The 17,565-nt window shown below is 62.1% G+C and carries 18 protein-coding genes; 10 read left to right on the top strand and 8 right to left on the bottom strand.

The features are described from left to right. Positions 1 to 1,653 carry a 3-(methylthio)propionyl-CoA ligase gene (locus AC0V2Y_RS25525; protein WP_475414343.1) on the bottom strand — a complete coding sequence of 551 codons (1,653 nt, stop codon included), beginning with the start codon at positions 1,651 to 1,653 and terminating at the stop codon, positions 1 to 3. Between the two features lie 298 nt (positions 1,654 to 1,951). On the opposite strand from AC0V2Y_RS25525, the gene AC0V2Y_RS25520 reads away from it, so the two are divergent. The 7 genes from AC0V2Y_RS25520 to AC0V2Y_RS25490 all read left to right on the top strand — a co-directional run bounded on the left by AC0V2Y_RS25520 (position 1,952) and on the right by AC0V2Y_RS25490 (position 7,378). After that, entirely contained in the window at positions 1,952 to 3,346 is a 1,395-nt protein-coding gene (locus AC0V2Y_RS25520) for a protein adenylyltransferase SelO (RefSeq protein WP_475414342.1), read from the top strand. Positions 3,347 to 3,355: 9 nt separating this feature from the next. Continuing rightward, complete coding sequence (msrB, locus tag AC0V2Y_RS25515) at positions 3,356 to 3,757, top strand: peptide-methionine (R)-S-oxide reductase MsrB (protein ID WP_034784618.1); 402 nt, start codon at positions 3,356 to 3,358, stop codon at positions 3,755 to 3,757. Between the two features lie 83 nt (positions 3,758 to 3,840). Then, entirely contained in the window at positions 3,841 to 4,470 is a 630-nt protein-coding gene (locus AC0V2Y_RS25510) for a septation protein A (RefSeq protein ID WP_046682773.1), read from the top strand. Further along, entirely contained in the window at positions 4,467 to 4,769 is a 303-nt protein-coding gene (locus AC0V2Y_RS25505; RefSeq protein ID WP_475414341.1) for a BolA family protein, read from the top strand. Before AC0V2Y_RS25510 ends, AC0V2Y_RS25505 begins: the two co-directional genes overlap by 4 nt. Positions 4,770 to 4,853: 84 nt before the next feature. Further along, positions 4,854 to 5,633, top strand: a complete 780-nt coding sequence (locus AC0V2Y_RS25500) for a peptidylprolyl isomerase (RefSeq protein WP_475414340.1) — start codon at positions 4,854 to 4,856, stop codon at positions 5,631 to 5,633. 111 nt (positions 5,634 to 5,744) lie between these two features. After that, on the top strand, positions 5,745 to 6,521 hold the full coding sequence (locus AC0V2Y_RS25495; protein ID WP_034756072.1) for a peptidylprolyl isomerase: 777 nt from the start codon (positions 5,745 to 5,747) through the stop codon (positions 6,519 to 6,521). A gap of 176 nt (positions 6,522 to 6,697) precedes the next feature. Beyond that, positions 6,698 to 7,378 carry a DNA alkylation repair protein gene (locus AC0V2Y_RS25490; RefSeq protein WP_475414339.1) on the top strand — a complete coding sequence of 227 codons (681 nt, stop codon included), beginning with the start codon at positions 6,698 to 6,700 and terminating at the stop codon, positions 7,376 to 7,378. Here the strand turns inward: AC0V2Y_RS25490 and AC0V2Y_RS25485 are convergent. Continuing rightward, the gene (locus tag AC0V2Y_RS25485; protein WP_475414338.1) at positions 7,341 to 8,027 is read right to left on the bottom strand and encodes a TetR/AcrR family transcriptional regulator; all 687 of its coding nucleotides are present in this window, start codon (positions 8,025 to 8,027) and stop codon (positions 7,341 to 7,343) included. The genes AC0V2Y_RS25490 and AC0V2Y_RS25485 overlap by 38 nt on opposite strands. 107 nt (positions 8,028 to 8,134) lie before the next feature. Here AC0V2Y_RS25485 and AC0V2Y_RS25480 point away from each other — a divergent pair, with 107 nt between their 5' ends. After that, entirely contained in the window at positions 8,135 to 8,839 is a 705-nt protein-coding gene (locus AC0V2Y_RS25480; RefSeq protein WP_475414337.1) for a DAPG hydrolase family protein, read from the top strand. Between the two features lie 6 nt (positions 8,840 to 8,845). On the opposite strand, the gene AC0V2Y_RS25475 is transcribed toward AC0V2Y_RS25480, so the two are convergent. Further along, positions 8,846 to 9,739 carry a GNAT family N-acetyltransferase gene (locus AC0V2Y_RS25475; RefSeq protein WP_475414336.1) on the bottom strand — a complete coding sequence of 298 codons (894 nt, stop codon included), beginning with the start codon at positions 9,737 to 9,739 and terminating at the stop codon, positions 8,846 to 8,848. 167 nt (positions 9,740 to 9,906) lie between these two features. Here AC0V2Y_RS25475 and ypfJ point away from each other — a divergent pair, with 167 nt between their 5' ends. Further along, entirely contained in the window at positions 9,907 to 10,803 is an 897-nt protein-coding gene (gene ypfJ, locus AC0V2Y_RS25470; RefSeq protein ID WP_475414335.1) for a KPN_02809 family neutral zinc metallopeptidase, read from the top strand. Between the two features lie 48 nt (positions 10,804 to 10,851). On the opposite strand, the gene AC0V2Y_RS25465 is transcribed toward ypfJ, so the two are convergent. The 5 genes from AC0V2Y_RS25465 to AC0V2Y_RS25445 all read right to left on the bottom strand — a co-directional run bounded on the left by AC0V2Y_RS25465 (position 10,852) and on the right by AC0V2Y_RS25445 (position 16,632). After that, positions 10,852 to 11,931 carry a TIGR03118 family protein gene (locus AC0V2Y_RS25465; RefSeq protein ID WP_475414334.1) on the bottom strand — a complete coding sequence of 360 codons (1,080 nt, stop codon included), beginning with the start codon at positions 11,929 to 11,931 and terminating at the stop codon, positions 10,852 to 10,854. A gap of 106 nt (positions 11,932 to 12,037) precedes the next feature. Beyond that, entirely contained in the window at positions 12,038 to 12,745 is a 708-nt protein-coding gene (locus AC0V2Y_RS25460) for a substrate-binding periplasmic protein (protein ID WP_475414333.1), read from the bottom strand. 56 nt (positions 12,746 to 12,801) lie between these two features. Then, positions 12,802 to 13,668 (bottom strand): carboxylating nicotinate-nucleotide diphosphorylase, encoded by an 867-nt coding sequence (gene nadC / locus AC0V2Y_RS25455; protein WP_475414332.1) that lies wholly within the window; start codon positions 13,666 to 13,668, stop codon positions 12,802 to 12,804. After that, the gene (nadA, locus tag AC0V2Y_RS25450; protein WP_034756048.1) at positions 13,665 to 14,798 is read right to left on the bottom strand and encodes a quinolinate synthase NadA; all 1,134 of its coding nucleotides are present in this window, start codon (positions 14,796 to 14,798) and stop codon (positions 13,665 to 13,667) included. The genes nadC and nadA overlap by 4 nt, the downstream gene beginning before the upstream one ends. A gap of 235 nt (positions 14,799 to 15,033) precedes the next feature. Continuing rightward, on the bottom strand, positions 15,034 to 16,632 hold the full coding sequence (locus AC0V2Y_RS25445) for an ABC-F family ATPase (RefSeq protein WP_131686473.1): 1,599 nt from the start codon (positions 16,630 to 16,632) through the stop codon (positions 15,034 to 15,036). Between the two features lie 210 nt (positions 16,633 to 16,842). Here AC0V2Y_RS25445 and AC0V2Y_RS25440 point away from each other — a divergent pair, with 210 nt between their 5' ends. Continuing rightward, entirely contained in the window at positions 16,843 to 17,397 is a 555-nt protein-coding gene (locus tag AC0V2Y_RS25440) for a DUF2939 domain-containing protein (protein ID WP_475414331.1), read from the top strand. Positions 17,398 to 17,565 lie beyond the last annotated feature (168 nt).

Here is a 17,565-nt window from a genome sequence, read left to right as displayed (position 1 = left end):
TTACATCCCGGGCAGCCGGTGCCCCTTGAACTGCTCGCGCAGCTTGTTCTTCTGGATCTTGCCCGTGGCGCCCATGGGCAAGGCGTCGATGAACAGCACGTCGTCGGGCGTCCACCACTTGGCGATCTTGCCTTCAAAGAACTGCAGCAAGGCGTCGCGCGTGACCTCCATGCCGGGACGCAGCACCACCACCAGCACGGGACGCTCGTCCCATTTCGGGTGGAACACGCCGATGCAGGCCGCCTGCAGCACGGCCGGGTGCGCCATGGCCAGGTTTTCCAGGTCGATGGTGCCGATCCACTCGCCGCCCGACTTGATCACGTCCTTGCTGCGGTCCGTGATCTGCATGTAGCCGTCCGCGTCGATGGTGGCCACGTCGCCCGTGGGGAACCAGCCATCCTGCAGCACCTCGCCGCCCTCGTTCTTGTAGTACGAGGAGATGATCCACGGCCCCTTCACCAGCAGATGCCCGTACGCCACGCCATCCCACGGCAATTCCTTGCCATCGTCGTCGACGATCTTCATGTCCACGCCGTAGATGGCATGGCCCTGCTTTTGCAGGATCTTGCGCTGCTCGTCCTTCGGCAAGTCCAGGTGCTTGGTCTGCAAGCCACCGGCCGTGCCCAGCGGCGACATTTCCGTCATGCCCCAGGCGTGGATGACCTCGATGTCGAACTTGTCGATCAGGGTATCCATCATGGCCGGCGGGCACGCCGCGCCGCCGATCACGGTGCGGCGGAAGGTGGAGAATGTCAAGTCATTCTGCAGCGCATGGTTCAGCAAACCCAACCAGACAGTGGGCACGCCGGCCGAGAACGTCACTTTTTCCGCCTCGAACAGCTCGTACAGCGACTTGCCGTCCAGCGCCGCGCCGGGAAACACCATGCGCGCGCCGGACAGGGGCACGGAATACGGCAAGCCCCAGGCATTCACGTGGAACATGGGCACGACGGGCAGCACCGTGTCCGAGGCGCGCACGTTCAGGGCGCTGGGCATGGCCGACGCATACGCGTGCAGCACGGTCGAACGGTGCGAATACAGGGCGCCCTTGGGATTGCCAGTCGTGCCCGACGTGTAGCACAGGGTGGCGGCCGCGTTCTCGTCGAACAAGGGCCATGCGTAATCGTCCGAATGCGTGGCGATCAGGTCTTCATAGCACAGCAGGTCGGGGATGGTGCTGCTGGCGGGCATGCGCTCGCGATCGCACATCAGCACGAAATGGCGGACAAAGGTGCAGTCGGCGGCGATTTTCTCCACCACGGGGAGGAAGGTCAGGTCGAACAGCAAGACCTGGTCTTGCGCGTGATTCGAAATATAGGCGATCTGGTCGGGAAACAGGCGCGGATTGATGGTGTGCAAGACGGCACCCGAGCCGGACACGGCATAGTAGGCTTCCAGGTGGCGATAACCATTCCAGGCCAGGGTGGCGACCCGGTCGCCCATGCCGACGCCGAGGCCATGCAGGGCATTGGCCAGCCGGCGCGCGCGCTGGTGGCAATCGCGGTAGGTGTAGCGGTGCATATCGCCTTCCACCCGCCGCGAAATGATTTCGCTGCCGCCATAATGACGCGCTGCAAACTCGATAATGCTGGAAATCAGCAGGGGCTGATTCATCATCTGGCCCATCACTGGACTCAAGGGAAATGCCGACATCGTGTCTCCTGGGGTGGATACTCGGTTATTGTTGGAATTTAAAGATTTTTCCTAGTTTCGTACGGTCGTGCGGAAATCGTCAACGCATTTCGATATTGCATTGCAGCATGGAATTTTTGATTCCGTTTCCAGCCGCATGGGCAAGCGCCGCACGCCCTGGCGCCGTGCGGTAAAATCGCACCCCAGGCTGGCGCTTCCCGCCGCCACATCTTATTTGAATGGAACTGCCATCACCGCTCATACCTTACCACTGGATAACGGCTTTGCGGCCCTGCCGCCCGCGTTCTATACGCGCCTGATGCCTACGCCCCTGCCCTCGCCCTACTTTGTCGCCGCCAGCGCGCCGGCTGCCAGCCTGGTGGGCCTCGATGCGGCGCGCCTTGCCGAGCCCGACTACGTGGCGCTGCTGGCCGGCAATGCCGTGGCCGAGCGCTCGCAGCCCCTGTCGGCCGTGTATTCGGGCCATCAGTTCGGCGTCTGGGCCGGCCAGCTGGGCGACGGCCGCGCCATCCTGCTGGGCGATATCGCCACGGCAAGCGGTCCGATGGAACTGCAGCTGAAAGGTGCTGGCGCCACGCCGTATTCGCGCATGGGGGACGGGCGTGCCGTGCTGCGCTCGTCCATCCGCGAATTCCTGTGCTCGGAAGCCATGGCGGCGCTGGGCATTCCCACCTCGCGCGCGCTGTCCATCATGGGTTCGCAGCAAGGCATCATGCGCGAAACGGTGGAAACGGCGGCCGTCGTCACACGCATGGCGCCCACGTTTGTGCGCTTCGGCTCGTTCGAGCACTGGTTTTACCGCAAGAAGCCGGACGAGCTGAAAATCCTCGCCGATTACGTCATCGACGGTTTCTATCCCGATTTGCGCGCCGCAGCAAATCCATACCAGGCCTTGCTGGCCGAAGTCTGCATGCGCACGGCGCACATGATCGCGCAATGGCAAGCCGTCGGCTTCATGCATGGCGTGATGAATACAGACAATATGTCGATCCTGGGCCTGACGCTCGATTACGGCCCGTTCGGCTTCATGGAAGCGTTTGACGCCGAACACATCTGCAACCATACGGACCAGCAGGGCCGCTATTCCTATGCGAACCAGCCGCAGGTGGGCCACTGGAACTGCTATGCGCTGGGCCAGGCGCTGCTGCCGCTGATCGGCGAAGTGGAACTGGCGCAGGCGGCGCTGGACAGCTACCAACCCGCCTTCGCCGAGAAGATGAATAGCTTGCTGCGCGCCAAGCTGGGCTTGCAAACGAGCCAGGACGAGGATACGGCCCTGTTCGACAACATGTTTGCGCTGATGCAAGCCAATCATGTGGATTTCACGAATTTCTTCCGCGCCTTGTCTACACTGCAGATGGCGGCGCCCGAACACGACACCATGCTGCGCGACATGTTCATCGACCGCGCCGCCTTCGATGCGTGGGCGGCGACGTACCGGGCGCGCCTGTTGCTTGAGAATAGCATCGATGCCGAACGGCAAGCGGCCATGAACGGCGTCAACCCGAAATACGTGCTGCGCAACTACCTGGCGCAAGTGGCCATCGAGAAAGCCCAGCAGCAGGACTACACGGAAGTGGCGACATTGCTGGAAGTTTTGCAAAAGCCATTTGACGAACAGCCCGAACACCAGCACTATGCGGCCCTGCCGCCCGACTGGGCCAGCCACCTTGAAGTCAGCTGCTCATCCTAAGGAGTCATTATGACCACGAATAAAGTCAAGAAAACCGACGCCGAATGGCGCGCCATGCTCGATTCGATGCAATACGAAGTCACGCGCCACGCCGCCACGGAACGGGCCTTCACGGGCAAGTTCTGGGACCACCATGAACACGGCATCTACACCTGCGTCTGCTGCAACACGCCCCTGTTCGCGTCGGACACCAAGTTCGACTCGGGCTGCGGCTGGCCCAGCTATTTCCAGGCGCTCGACCCGGCGAATGTCACGGAAATCGTCGACCGCAGCCACGGCATGCTGCGCACGGAAATCGTCTGCGCCGTCTGCGACGCCCACTTGGGCCACGTCTTCCCGGACGGCCCGCCGCCGACCGGTTTGCGCTATTGCATCAATTCGGCCTCCTTGCGCTTCGATCCGCAGCCGTGAGACACGGGATCGCCTGGGAGCAACTCGGTTGCTCCTAAGCCATTCCTAAGATGATTTTAATAAGACCAGTGTAAAGTCTCGCCATGAAATTTCTATTCGACCTCTTCCCCCTGATCGCCTTCTTCGCCGCCTTCAAACTGGGCGGCATGTATGAAGCGGCCACGCACGATTTCGTGCAGCAATATTTGTCCGGCTTCGTGTCAGGCGGCCTGATCAAGGCCGACCAGGCGCCGTGGATACTCGCCACCCTCGTCGGCATCGTCGCCACCGCTTGCCAGGTCAGCTATCTGCTGCTGCGCGGGCGCAAAGTGGACGGCATGCTGTGGCTGTCGCTGTTCATCTTTGTCGTGTTCGGCGGCGCCAGCATTTACCTGCATGACGATTTCTTCCTGAAATGGAAGCCGACCCTGATCTACTGGCTGTCCGGCCTGGCCCTGCTGATCGCCCACGTGGGTTTCAAGAAAAACCTGATCCGCAAGACCATGGAAGCGCAAGTGCAATTGCCCGATGCCGTATGGAACCAGCTGCTGGCCGCCTGGATCATCTTCTTCGGCGCCATCGGCGCGCTGAACCTGTTTGTCGCCTTCGTGCTGTACAAGGGCGACATGGCCGCCTGGGTCAGTTTTAAAGCGTTTGGCGCGACGGGCATCTTCTTTGCCTTCATCGTGGCGCAAACCCTGTTCCTGGCCAAACATATCAAGGAAGACGCATGATGCATACCACCACCGAGAATACCTCGCCGGAAACGCGCATGCAGCGCATCCGTACCCGCCTGGAAACGGCACTTTCCCCTCTGGAATGCGTGCTGGAAGACGACTCGGCGCGCCACCGGGGCCATGCGGGCGCCGCCTCGGGCGGAGGCCATTACAATCTGCGCATTATTTCTAGCCGATTTGAGGGGCTCAGGCTCGTCATGCGCCATCGACTGGTGTATGATTCCGTGCACGATATGATGCATAATGAGATACATGCATTGGCGATTGTGGCCCTGGCGCCGTCCGAAGTAGTGTAAGGATGGCGTTTTGGCGTACCCGAGCCATGTGATGGATTTCTTCCCATGCGTTTTTTACGAAACTTTCCCTAACAGGATTTAATAATGACTTTTAAGCCAGCCCGCTTGCTGATCGCACTACTCGCCGTTGTCGCGGTACCTGTTTTTGCGCAAAATGTTGCCGTTGTTAATGGCAAGCCTATCCCATCGTCGCGCGTTGATGCAGTCGTCAAGCAAGTCGTCGCCCAAGGCCAGCAACCGGATTCGCCGCAATTGCGCGAAATGATCAAGAAGGACTTGATCGGCCGTGAAGTGCTGATGCAAGAAGCGGAAAACAAAGGTTTCGGTAAAGATGCAGCCGTCAAGCAGCAAATCGAGAACGCGCGCCAGGCCATCGTCATCAACGCCCTGGTCGGCGACTACCTGAAAAAGAACCCCGTCAACGACGCTGAAATCAAGGCCGAGTACGACCGCTTCGTGGCGCAGACGGGCGACAAGGAATACCACGTGCGCCACATCCTGGTGGCCACCGAAGCGGAAGCGAAAGACATCATCGCCAAGCTGAAAGGCGGCGCCAAGTTCGAAGACCTGGCCAAGCAATCGAAAGATGCGGGCTCGGCCGACAACGGCGGCGACCTGGACTGGGCAGCCCCATCGTCGTTCCCGAAAGTGTTCTCGGACGCCTTCGTGAAACTGCAAAAAGGCCAGGTCACGGAAACGCCGGTGCAAACGCCTAACGGTTTCCACGTGATCAAGCTGGACGACACCCGCGCGGCAAAACTGCCGACCCTGGAAGAAGTCAAGCCACAGATCGCCGAAGCGCTGCAGCAAAAGAAATTGCAAGCGTATCAGGAAGAAATGATCAAAAAAGCGAAAGTTCAGTAAGAACTGACCTCCCCGGCGCCCTTTTCGGCGCCGGTCGTGTATTCTGCGCCTGAATGCGCACTGCGCGACAGTCGCGCATATCGATTTTTAGTATATTTATTAGGAATGAACATGATTTTGAAGCCAGCCCGCCTGATCTTAGCCCTGGTCGCCGTCGTCGCGATCCCTGCGTTCGCACAAAACGTCGCCACCGTGAATGGCAAGGCCATCCCATCGTCGCGCGTCGACCAGGTCGTCAAGCAAGTCGTCGCCCAAGGCAAGCAAGCCGATTCGCCGCAACTGCGCGAAGCCATCAAGAAAGACCTGATCGGCCGCGAAGTGCTGATCCAGGAAGCCGACAAGCAAGGCTACGGCACGCGTCCGGAAGTCAAGTCGCAGATCGACAATGCCCGTCAAAGCATCATCATTAACGCCCTGCTGGCCGACTACGTCAAGAAGAACCCTGTCAAGGACGCTGAAATCAAGGCCGAGTACGACAAGTTCAAGGCCCAGGCCGGCGACAAGGAATACCACGCACGCCACATCCTGGTGGCCACCGAAGCGGAAGCGAAAGACATCATCGCCAAGCTGAAAGGCGGCGCCAAGTTCGAAGAACTGGCGAAAGTATCGAAAGACGGTTCCGCAGCCAATGGCGGCGACCTGGACTGGGCCAGCCCGGCTTCCTACGTGAAGCCATTCTCCGACGCCATGGTGGCCCTGAAACCAGGCCAGGTCACGCAAACGCCCGTGCAGTCGCAATTCGGCTTCCACGTGATCAAGCTGGAAGAAACCCGTCCGACGAAGCTGCCGGCACTGGAAGAAGTCAAGGGCCAGGTAGCTGAGTCGCTGCAACAGAAAAAACTCGCCGCCTACCGCGATGAGTTGATGAAAAAAGCCAAAATCCAATAAAAACGCCTGATATAAGCTACTGCGCGTCGCGCTTTGCGGCCTGCGATGCTCACCGTACCTTCGTACGGTTGCGCTTCTCGGCCACAAATCGCTGCCGCTCGCTACGCTTCTATCAGCCGTTTGGCTAGCTGGACAAGAGCGCTCCCTGGAGCGCTTTTTTTACGCCTGGAGATGCCATGAATCTACATGCAGAATTGAAAGCCGCGCTGGAGGCGGCCGCCGAACCGGGCCGTGCGGCGCCCATGCAGGCCTACATGCGCGACCAGTTCATATTCCTGGGCGTGGCCGCGCCGCAGCGGCGGATGGCCGCCAGGGACTTGCTGGCGGGCCTGAAGGGCATCGATGCCGATACGCTGCTGGCACATGCGCAACTGCTGTGGCAGCAGCCCGAGCGCGAGTACCAGCACGTGGCGCTCGACATGCTGGCCTTGCACCGGCGGCAACTGGGCGCCGAACACCTCCCCGCCCTGCTCGGCCTGGCGCGCCAGCGCGCGTGGTGGGACAGCGTCGACGGCATGGCGGGCATCGTGGGCGACGTGCTGCAGGCGGAGCACCAGCGCGGCGGCGATGGCCACGCGCACATGGATGGCGCCTTGCGGCACGCGGATTTCTGGCTGCGCCGCATCGCCATGCTGCACCAGCTGGGCTGGCGCGCCGACACGGATGCCGGCTGGCTGTTCGGCGCGGCGCTGGCGCTGGCGCCCGAAGACGAGTTTTTCATCCGCAAGGCCATCGGCTGGGCCCTGCGCGATTACGCGCGCCACGCACCCGAGGCCGTGACGGCGTTTGCCTGCGCGCACCGCCAGCAACTATCGCCGCTCAGCTACCGCGAAGCACTGAAGCATCAGCCACCTTGAACGACTGGCCGCCCAGCAATCGCAGCGCCGCGTCGATGCGCGGTGCCGCATCCCAGGCCGGCATGGGCGCCAGCAAGCCCAGCGCCATCTGCCGCAGCGGCTCGGCGATCACCATCGCCAGCAGCAAGCCAGCCAACTCTGGCCCATTCTGCAACGCCAGGTGGCCGCGCGCGGCTTGGCGCTGCAACCACTCGGTCAGCAAGGCCGTGCCCCGCTCGATGCCGTTGCGCTGATACACGGCCAGCAAGTCCGCGCGGGCGGGAAACTCCGTGCACAGCAGGCGGAACAGGCCCACGGCGTCCGCCGTCAACACGCGCGCCGCCATCGCCTGCAATATCTCTTTTAGTAATGGCAGCACTTCACCGGGCGCGGCCGCATCGTGCGCCATCGCCGGTAAAAAGGCGTCCGTCCAGCCGCGCACCACCAGCGCCACGAGTTCCTCGCGGTTGGCCGCATACTGATACAGCGACTTCTTGGCCATGCCCGCGTGGCGCGCCACCGCTTCCATGGTCGTGGCGGCATAACCTTCATTCAGCAGCAGCCAGGTGGCCGCCTGCACGGCCGCATCGCGCGCCTCCTCGGGCGGACGCGCCGGACGGCCTCGTCCACGCACAGCCTTGCTCTCTGCCTTGCTCTCTTCTTCCTGCATGCCGGCTCCAAGCTTGATCGATGGGCAATTTTACACTGAAACACATTTAGGAAACGCTACATGTTTCTTTAATATATAATTGGCTCACCCCAACAAAGGAGAACGACATGACGAGCTACACGCACAATGCATTCCCATGGAGCATCACCGGCACGGGCGACTTGCTCGACCCGTTTCCCCTGCACCTGGAAACGGGCATCACGCGCCTCGACGATGGTTGCCTGCTGGTAGCGGCGCGCACCGAGCTGCACGGCTGCAGCGGGCGCATGCTGGACTGGTGGTTTACATTTTTCGAGACGACGCAGCACATCAAGTGGTGGCATCCGCACGACCACGTGGCCCATCACGGCTGGAACAATGCATGGAAAAAGGGAGAAAGCTATTACGGCGCCTCGATCGAGGCGGTGGAGTCGCTGGGCGATATTCCGCCAGTGAAAGCCAAGCTGAAGTTCCATGATCCGAAGGAAGTCTTTGACCCGGTGCAGCTGCAGCAGGCAAGGGACAGCGGCGCCCTGTCGGCCGCCGTCTGCGCCCGCATCGGCTTTGGCGATTACGTCGTGCTCGACCCGTACGGCGATCCGCTCGATGGCGAAATGCTGCACCTGACGCGCGACACGCCGACGGGCTGCGTGCTGCGCAGCCGCTTCTTGCTGGGCCGCAACAGCCTCAATCCCGTGCGCGACGTGCCCGACGTGCTGGGCCTGAATTTGCTGCGCCATTGCTACAGCGAATTTACCTATCTGTCGCGCTTTTTGCCGTCGCTGTACTACGGCGAGCACGCCAATGGCGAAAAGGCGCCGCTGCCCTGGTAGGCGGCCTTACAGCCGCTTGTGCATGCGCGCCAGCGGCAGTTGTATTTCGCCCGGCAAGTCCAGGTGAAAATCTTCCGTCACGGCAAAGCCGCTGGCCAGGTACAGCGGCACACCGGGCAAGGTGGCGGCCAGTTCCAGTGCCGTAAAACCGGCGGCCCGCGCCTGCCGTTCGCAATGGCGCATCAGCATGCTGCCCAGGCCCTGGCGCGCCGCGGCCGGTTCCACGAAGAAGGCGCGGATGCGGCCCGGCTGGCTGGCCGGGTCGAGCAGCGGGTCCGGCCCGCTCTTGGCGCGGTCGGCGCCATACAGGGTGGCGCGCCGGCTCCAGCCGCCGCAGGCCAGCATGGCGCCATCGCGTTCGATGACGAAATACGTGCGGTCGGCAACGAGCTGCGTATCGACGCCGAACACGTGGCGCGTCACGGCCTCGGCCTGTTCCGACGTATAGAATCCCGCGCTCAGCGCCACCCCGGAACGGGCGATCAGCGCATTCATGGCAGGCACGTCGGCCGGCAACGCCACACGCAGGCAGGTCGAGGCGCCAAAGCTGAACCAGGCACGGCGGATGCGTCCCTGCTCCACCTCGTAGGTGGCCACTAATTCCTGCGCGGAAACACCGTCCGACGTGTCGCCATGGACGATTTCATGGTCGATCACCAGCTTGCCGCAGGCGATACGGTTGAGCAACTGCGCCTGCGGCTGGCTGGCGGCGAAACGGGCCGTGAAGCGGGGGCCGATCTGCGCGCTGCCCGTGGCCAGCAAGGTATCGGGGTGCTGGAATTGCTGTGCGTCATCAGCATAGATGGCCAGCAAGGCCGCCACGTCGTGGGCATTGTAGGCGTCCAGTTGGGCCTGGACCACCGCCGTGGGCGAAATGCGTGTATCGTTGGCAAGCGCCATGCGTGTACCTGTTGTGGAGTGGGTGAAAAGTTGCAAAGGGTAACATTGTCGCCTCTGTCGCGGCGTTGTTTACTGCGATAATAACAAGATTCGTCGCAAGAAACATATTCAGGCGTCATCCATCAACCGTATAGCGCAATCGCACAAGCACAGCAGGAGTAAATATCATGAAATGGGAAGGCAATCGCGAAAGCGACAATGTGGAAGACCGCCGTGGCGAAGACGGCGGCGGGGGCGGCGGTGGGGGCGGCTTCGGTTTTGGCGGGCGCTCGATCGGCATCGGCACCATCGTCATCGCCCTCGTCGGCTCGTATGTGCTGGGCGTCAATCCCCTGACCCTGCTCAACCTGCTCAGCGGCGGTGGCGGCGGCCAGATCAGTACCCAGCAAAGCCAGTCCCCCGCGCGCCAGCCGCCCGAATCGGACGAGATGGCCCGCTTCGTGAAAACCGTGCTGGCCGATACGGAAGACACATGGGGCGCCCTGTTCAAGGCCGAAGGCGGCAGCTATGTGAAGCCCACGCTGGTGCTGTTTTCCGGCAGCACGCCGACGGCCTGCGGCACGGGCCAGAGCGCCAGCGGGCCCTTCTATTGCCCCGGCGACCAGAAAGTCTACCTGGACCTCGATTTCTTCAAGCTGATGCAGCAGCGCTTCAAGGTCTCGGGCGAATTCGCGGAAGCGTATGTGATCGCCCATGAAGTGGGCCACCACGTGCAGAACCTGCTGGGCTTGTCCGAGAAGGTCGACAAGGCGCGCCGCACGCAATCGGAGCGCCAGGCCAACGCCATGTCCGTGCGCCTGGAATTGCAGGCCGACTGCTTTGCCGGCGTGTGGGCATTTCATGCGAACCAGGACCGCAAGATCCTGGAACAGGGCGACGTGGAAGCGGCCCTGAAAGCGGCCACGGCCATCGGCGACGATGCGCTGCAGCGCCAGTCGCAAGGCCATGTCGTGCCCGACTCGTTTACGCATGGCACCTCGGAACAGCGCGTGCGCTGGTTCAGCAAGGGCATCGAAAGCGGCCAGATTGCCCAGTGCAACACGTTCGAGGCGCGCCAGCTGTAAGCATGGCCAGCCCCGTGCCGCCCTTGCGGGCGCACGGGGACGTTCCACCTACTTCAAATCGATGCGCCCGTATTGCCCATGCGTCTCGTCATCTGGCCCGGCCGCATAGAACAGCGTATTGACGGGCTGGCTGTTGAGGCCATTGCCGAAGGCGATGCCCCACAAGCCATCGATCGCCAGCGGCGTGCCATCGGTCTTGCGCAGCGCACCAGCGGCGGTGCCCGTGTCGGGGTCATAGGCATTGATCTTGCCATCGCCAAAATTCCCTATCAACAACATATTGCTTGCCGTGCCGAAATCGGCGGGCGCCAGCGCCATGCCCCAGGGCGCATTCAGGGCGCCACCGCTCACCAGCCGTTTGAGCAAGTTGCCGCCCGTATCATATACATTCACGATGCCGAGGCCGGCGCCGGCCTCTTCATCGTCGCCGCTGGCTTCCCGCTTCGCGTACGCGACATAGATGCGCTCGCCAATGGCCTGGATGCCGAACGGCGCATAGCCGGCCGGCAAGCCGAGATCGCTGAATGCGCCAGGCAGGGCGACCCTGGCGAAATTGGCATCGAAGACGTCGACGCGACCGTTGTGGAAATCGGCCGCATACAGGTAATTGGCGCCCGCATAGCGTGAAATGGCCAGGCCCTTGTAGACGCTGCCGCCCGCGCTGCCGTCGAACACGACCAGGGCCGTCGTCGGGCTGACCGTGGGCGACCAGGCGGAAATAGTCCCGCTTTCACTGGCGAAGATGAACGGGCTGGGCGCCGTCACGCCGTTCTGGCTCAGTTTGAAGTCTTGCGTGCCGTTGAATACGATGCCCGTCGGGCCTGCTGGCGTGCTGACCACCAGCGATTGCGGCACGCCATTGCCATCGTACAAGGTGGACTTCGCCGTGCCATTCGCGGCCACCCAGACGAATCCGCGTGGATTGAAGGCCACGCCCCAGGCGTTGACGAGGTTGGGGTCCGTGTGCGCGGCCGGCAAGGCGGGCGTGTCCGACACCAGGCTGGTGGCCGCATAGGCGCTCGCGGCCGGTGGGTGGTGATGATGGCCGCCGCCGCAGGCAAACAGGGCCGCGGCCAGCGAGATGGCGAAAACGGTGCAGATCAGTTGCTTGATGCGCCGCGTATCCATGGCATTCCCCTCGGCGTGATGGCGGTGTGGCACCGCCTGCTTTCAGGGTAGAACCCGGCCATGCAGCATGCTTGAGGCGCGTCAAACGCGGCAAAGATAGCCAGTGTCAGGGTATGCCGACGTCGTAGCGTTTGCCCAGCCGTTTCAGTTCGCCCGTCTCGATCAGGCTATTCAATTCCTGGTCGAACTGCAGGCGCAGCTTGTCGAACGCGGGCGAGCGGGGATAGGCGAAATAGCCATTCTGCACTTCGATGACCTTGGGCAGCGGTTTCACCTGGCGGCCATAGCCGAGACGGGCGACGACGGGATCGGTATTGCGGCGGTTGCTGATGAACACGTCGACGTGGTTGTGCACCAGCATCTTCAAGCCATTTTCCACCGTGTTGGCCACGCTGACCTGCAAACCGGGCCGCACGCGTTCCCACTCGGCGCCATAGGCCCAGCCATTGAGCAGCACCACCCGGCGGTTCTTCAGCGCCGCGTAGTCGCCATCCCAGCCGAAGCTGGCGTCCTGGCGCGTATAAAAGACCATCTGGTCCTGATAGAAGGGCTTGTCGGAAAACGCCATGCTGGCGATGCGCTCGGGCGTCTTGTAGGGGCCGATCAGGATATCGGCCTGCCCCTGCACCAGCATGGCTTGCGCGCGCGCCCACGGCACCATGCGGAAACGCACGGTGTTACCCGTGCGCGCCGCCATCAGGCGCAGCAGTTCCGCGCCCAGGCCGCCATACTCGCCGCCGTCCTGGTATTCGAACACGCGCTCGAACTGCGCGCCCACGGCCAGCAGTTCCCGGGCTGGGGCCTGCGATGGCACAACTAGGGCCGGCCATAGCAGCGCCAAGGCCAGCAAGCGCCGCCCTGCTCTCCTCATCAGCCGACGATGCGCAAGGAGTAATCGGTGGCCCGCACGTCCTTCGTCAGGCTGCCGATCGAGATGCGGTCCACGCCCGTTTCGGCAATGGCCCGCACGGTGTCGGCATTGATGCCGCCCGACGCTTCGAGCAAGGCGCGGCCATGCGTCAATGCCACGGCCTCGCGCAGCATGTCGTTGCTGAAGTTATCGAGCAAGACGGAGACGGCGCCCGCATCGAGCGCTTCCTGCAATTGCGCCAGGGTTTCCACCTCGATCTGCACGGGCACGCCCGCGTCGAGGTTGCGCGCGTTTTCCAGGGCCTGGCTGACGCCGCCGGCCGCCGCGATATGGTTTTCCTTGATCAGGATGCCGTCGTACAGGGCCAGGCGCTGATTCTTGCCGCCGCCCACGCGCACCGCATACTTTTGCGCCAGGCGCAGCCCAGGCAAGGTCTTGCGCGTGTCCAGGATGGACGCGTTGGTGCCGGCCACCACGTCGACATAGCGGCGCGTGGCCGTGGCCACGGCCGACAGCAGTTGCAGGAAGTTGAGGGCACTGCGCTCGGCCGTGAGCAAGGCGCGCGCCGGCGCCTGGATCGTGCAGACGACGCTGTCGGCCGTCATCATGTCGCCTTCGGCGTAATGCCAGACGATATCGATGCTGCGGTCCAGGCTTTTCATGATGCCTTCGAACCATGGCGCGCCGCACAGCACGGCCGCTTCGCGCACGATGACACGGGCCGTGACGATGTGGTCGGGCGGCACCAGCTCGCCCGTCAGGTCGCACTGGCCCACGTCTTCCAGCAAGGCGGCCAGCAGATTGCCTTCGAAGGCGCGCGCCAGGGCCGGGTCGAAGGGAGCGAAAGAATTAACGAGGGTACTCATGCTGGACCGATTCCTTGGAACAATGTGGTTTCTTTAGCCAGGTCCGCGCCCGGCTTGAGGCCCGCCTTCTTGGCGGCGGCGAAGTCGAGCATGCGATTGATCGAACGCACGGCCAACTGGCCGACGGCGGGATCGACGTGGATTTCGTTGTGCATGTTTTCCAACGTTTGCGCCAGGTTCAGCAAGCCGTTCATGGCCATCCACGGGCAATGCGCGCAGCTTTTACAGGTGGCGCTGTTGCCGGCCGTGGGCGCTTCGATGAAACGCTTGCCCGGCGCAGCCGCCCGCATCTTGTGCAGGATGCCGTTGTCGGTGGCGACAATAAAAGTATCCGTGTCCATGGTTTGCGCTGCCGCGATCATTTGCGACGTGGAACCGACCATGTCTGCCAGGGCCACCACGTTGGCGGGCGACTCCGGATGCACGAGCACCTTGGCTTGCGGGTATTCTTCCTTGAGCAAATCGAGTTCGATGCCCTTGAATTCGTCGTGCACGAGGCAGCTGCCCTGCCACAGCAGCATGTCGGCGCCCGTCTGCTTCTGGATGTAGGAACCCAGGTGCTTGTCGGGCGCCCACAGGATTTTCTTGCCCTGCGCATGCAGGTGGGCAACGATGTCGAGGCCGATCGACGAGGTCACCATCCAGTCCGCGCGCGCCTTGACTGCCGCGCTGGTGTTGGCATAGACCACGACCGTGCGGTCCGGATGGGCGTCGCAGAAGGCCGTGAATTCATCCACCGGGCAGCCCAGATCGAGCGAACAGGTCGCGTCGAGGTCGGGCATCAGGACGGTTTTTTCGGGACTGAGGATCTTCGCCGTTTCGCCCATGAAGCGCACGCCGGCCACGACCAGGGTCTTGGCCGGATGGTCGCGCCCGAAGCGGGCCATTTCCAGCGAGTCGGAGACGCAGCCGCCCGTGGCTTCCGCCAGGTCTTGCAGGTCGGCATCTACGTAATAGTGGGCAACGAGCACGGCTTCGCGCTCGATCAGCAGGCGCTTGATGCGCGTGATCAGTTCGGCTTTTTCAGCCGGGGAAGGCGTCGCTGGCGTGCGTGCCCAGGCGTGGGCAGTGCAGCTGGCTCCGTCTTGCGGGTGTTCGTACTCGACGGATTTGATGGCTAAAGTTTGCATGGCTGTGTCAAACAAAAACGGGATAGACCGGCACGATTGCAATGAAGCAGGTGCGCCGGAACGAATGGACCGCGGCGCGTCGGTGTGGTGCTGGGTGGTTTGCCTTGTCATGTCGGATTACGCTGCGCCTCGGCGGCCCCGCAAATCCGACCTACGCGACCACCCCGGGTAACTCACCCTGACGTAGGTCGGATTAGCGCACAGCGCGTAATCCGACGCAACGTTAGCGTACCAATTAATCGATACCCTGGCTCTTGAGGTAATCCTCGTAATTGCCGCGGTAATCGACCACTTCATCTTCCTTGATCTCGATGATGCGGTTGGCCAGCGAAGACACGAATTCGCGGTCATGCGACACGAAGATCAGGGTGCCCGCGTATTTTTCCAGCGCGATGTTCAAGGATTCGATCGATTCCATGTCCATGTGGTTGGTCGGTTCATCGAGCATCAGCACGTTGTGGCGACCCAGCATCAGCTTGCCGTACATCATGCGGCCCTTTTCACCACCGGACAGCACCTTGACGGCCTTTTTCACATCGTCGCCGCCGAACAGCAAGCGGCCCAGGATGGAGCGCACTGCCTGGTCGTCGTCGCCCTCTTTCGTCCACTGGCCGATCCAGTCGGTCAGGTTCGTGTCCTTGGCGAAATCTTCCGTCGGATCTTGCGGCATGTAGCCCACGTTGGCGTTTTCCGCCCACTTCACGCGGCCCTGGTCAGGCTGCAGGCCGGCGATGTCGCCCGCGATGCAGCGCAGCATGGTGGTCTTGCCGGCGCCGTTGGCGCCGATGATGGCGATGCGCTCGCCCGCTTCGACCATGATGCTGAAGTTCTTGAACAGCTGGCGATCAAAACCTTTCGAGATATTCTCGACTTCCACGGCCAGGCGGTGCAATTTCTTTTCGCCGTCGAAACGCACGAAGGGATAGGCGCGCGACGATGGCTTGATGTCGTCGACCTTGATCTTTTCGATCTGCTTGGCGCGCGACGTCGCCTGGCGGGCCTTGGATTTATTCGCGGCGAAGCGGCGCACGAATTCCTGCAGCTCGGCAACCTTGTCTTTCGCTTTCGCGTTGTTGGCCAGCTGCTGGTTGCGCGCCTGGGTCGAGGCGAACATGTATTCGTCGTAGTTGCCCGGATAAATCTTCAAGGTGCCGTAATCCATGTCGGCCACGTGGGTGCAGACCTGGTTCAGGAAGTGGCGATCATGGGAAATGATGATCATGGTGGAGTTGCGCTCGTTGAGCACGTCTTCCAGCCAGCGAATCGTGTTGATGTCCAGGTTATTCGTCGGCTCGTCGAGCAGCAGGATGTCCGGATTCGAGAACAGCGCTTGCGCCAGCAGCACGCGCAGCTTCCAGCCTGGCGAGACATTGCTCATCGGGCCTTGATGCAGCTCGATGGCGACACCGGCGCCCAGCAGCAGTTCACCGGCGCGCGATTCGGCCGTGTAGCCGTCGTATTCGGACACTTTGCCTTCCAGTTCGGCGGCCTGCATGTAGTCGTCGTCCGTCGCTTCCGGGTTCGCGTAGATGGCGTCGCGTTGCTGGATGGCGGCCCACATTTCCGTGTGGCCCATCATGACGACGTCGAGCACGCGCATGTCTTCAAACGCGAACTGATCCTGGCGCAGCTTGCCCAGGCGCTCGTTGGTGTCGAGCATGACGTTGCCGCCCGACGGGTCCAGGTCGCCGCCGAGGATCTTCATGAACGTCGACTTGCCGCAGCCGTTGGCGCCGATCAAGCCATAGCGGTTGCCGTCGCCGAACTTGACGGAGATATTCTCAAACAATGGCTTGGCGCCAAACTGCATCGTAATATTTGCTGTAGAGAGCATGTGATATTGGGTCTTTATTCAGTTAAAACAGCTAGTTAGGTACTTTTCTCCCATTATACAGCACCCACCCTCATCACTCTATAGCGGCCCGCCAAGGAAGACCCGAGTGCATGCGGAGAAATAATGGCAAGAAAATACGATTGCCGTATTTCCATTTAGCGGATACGCTGCGTGGCATCCGTTTTCCACCTTCTACCTTACAGGCATCACTTGAAGAAAATCACCCTCGCCGCCACCGTGGCCGCCATTGCCGTCGCCGCCACCGCCTATGCGTCGCCCTACTATGCCTTGCACCAGATCAAGACCGCCCTGGCCGAGCGCAACGCCGAAGCCCTGGCCGAACACGTGGACTTCCCCGCCCTGCGCGCCAGCGTCAAGACGCAACTGGAGGCGAGCATGGCGCGCAGCATCGCGGCGACCGCCGGCAGCGACAACCCGCTGGCCGTCCTTGGCCAGTCGATCGCCAGCGCCATGCTGGGCAAGATGGTCGACGCCATGGTCTCGCCCGCCGGCGTGGTGGCGCTGGTCAACAAGAGCGCCGTCAGCCCGCAGGCGGATACGGATACGCGTGCGGACGCGCCCGCCGACGGCGCAGCGAACAAAGCCGCGTATTCCGCAGGCTATGCCGGCGTGAACACCTTCGTCGTGCGCGCCAAGGACGGCAATGCGCAGGAAGGCGCGCTGGTCCTGCTGCGCCATGGCGTGTGGGGCTGGAAACTGAGTTCGATCGAGATTGCGTCGGCGATGGCTGCGCGCCAGGAGTGAGGTTGCCAATATTATTCGGCATTATTATGCGACGAGTATTTAAGCGCCGAAGCGTTAAGCGCGGAAGCGATGAAGTTTAAAGTAAAAACACAAATTTTCACGACACACATATCCAATGAAAAATCTTGCATTTATTTCCGCATCCTCCATAACAGCACTGCTTATAGC

The organism is Janthinobacterium sp. BHSEK, assembly GCF_056174685.1.
This window is presented reverse-complemented; position numbering and strand designations above follow the sequence as displayed.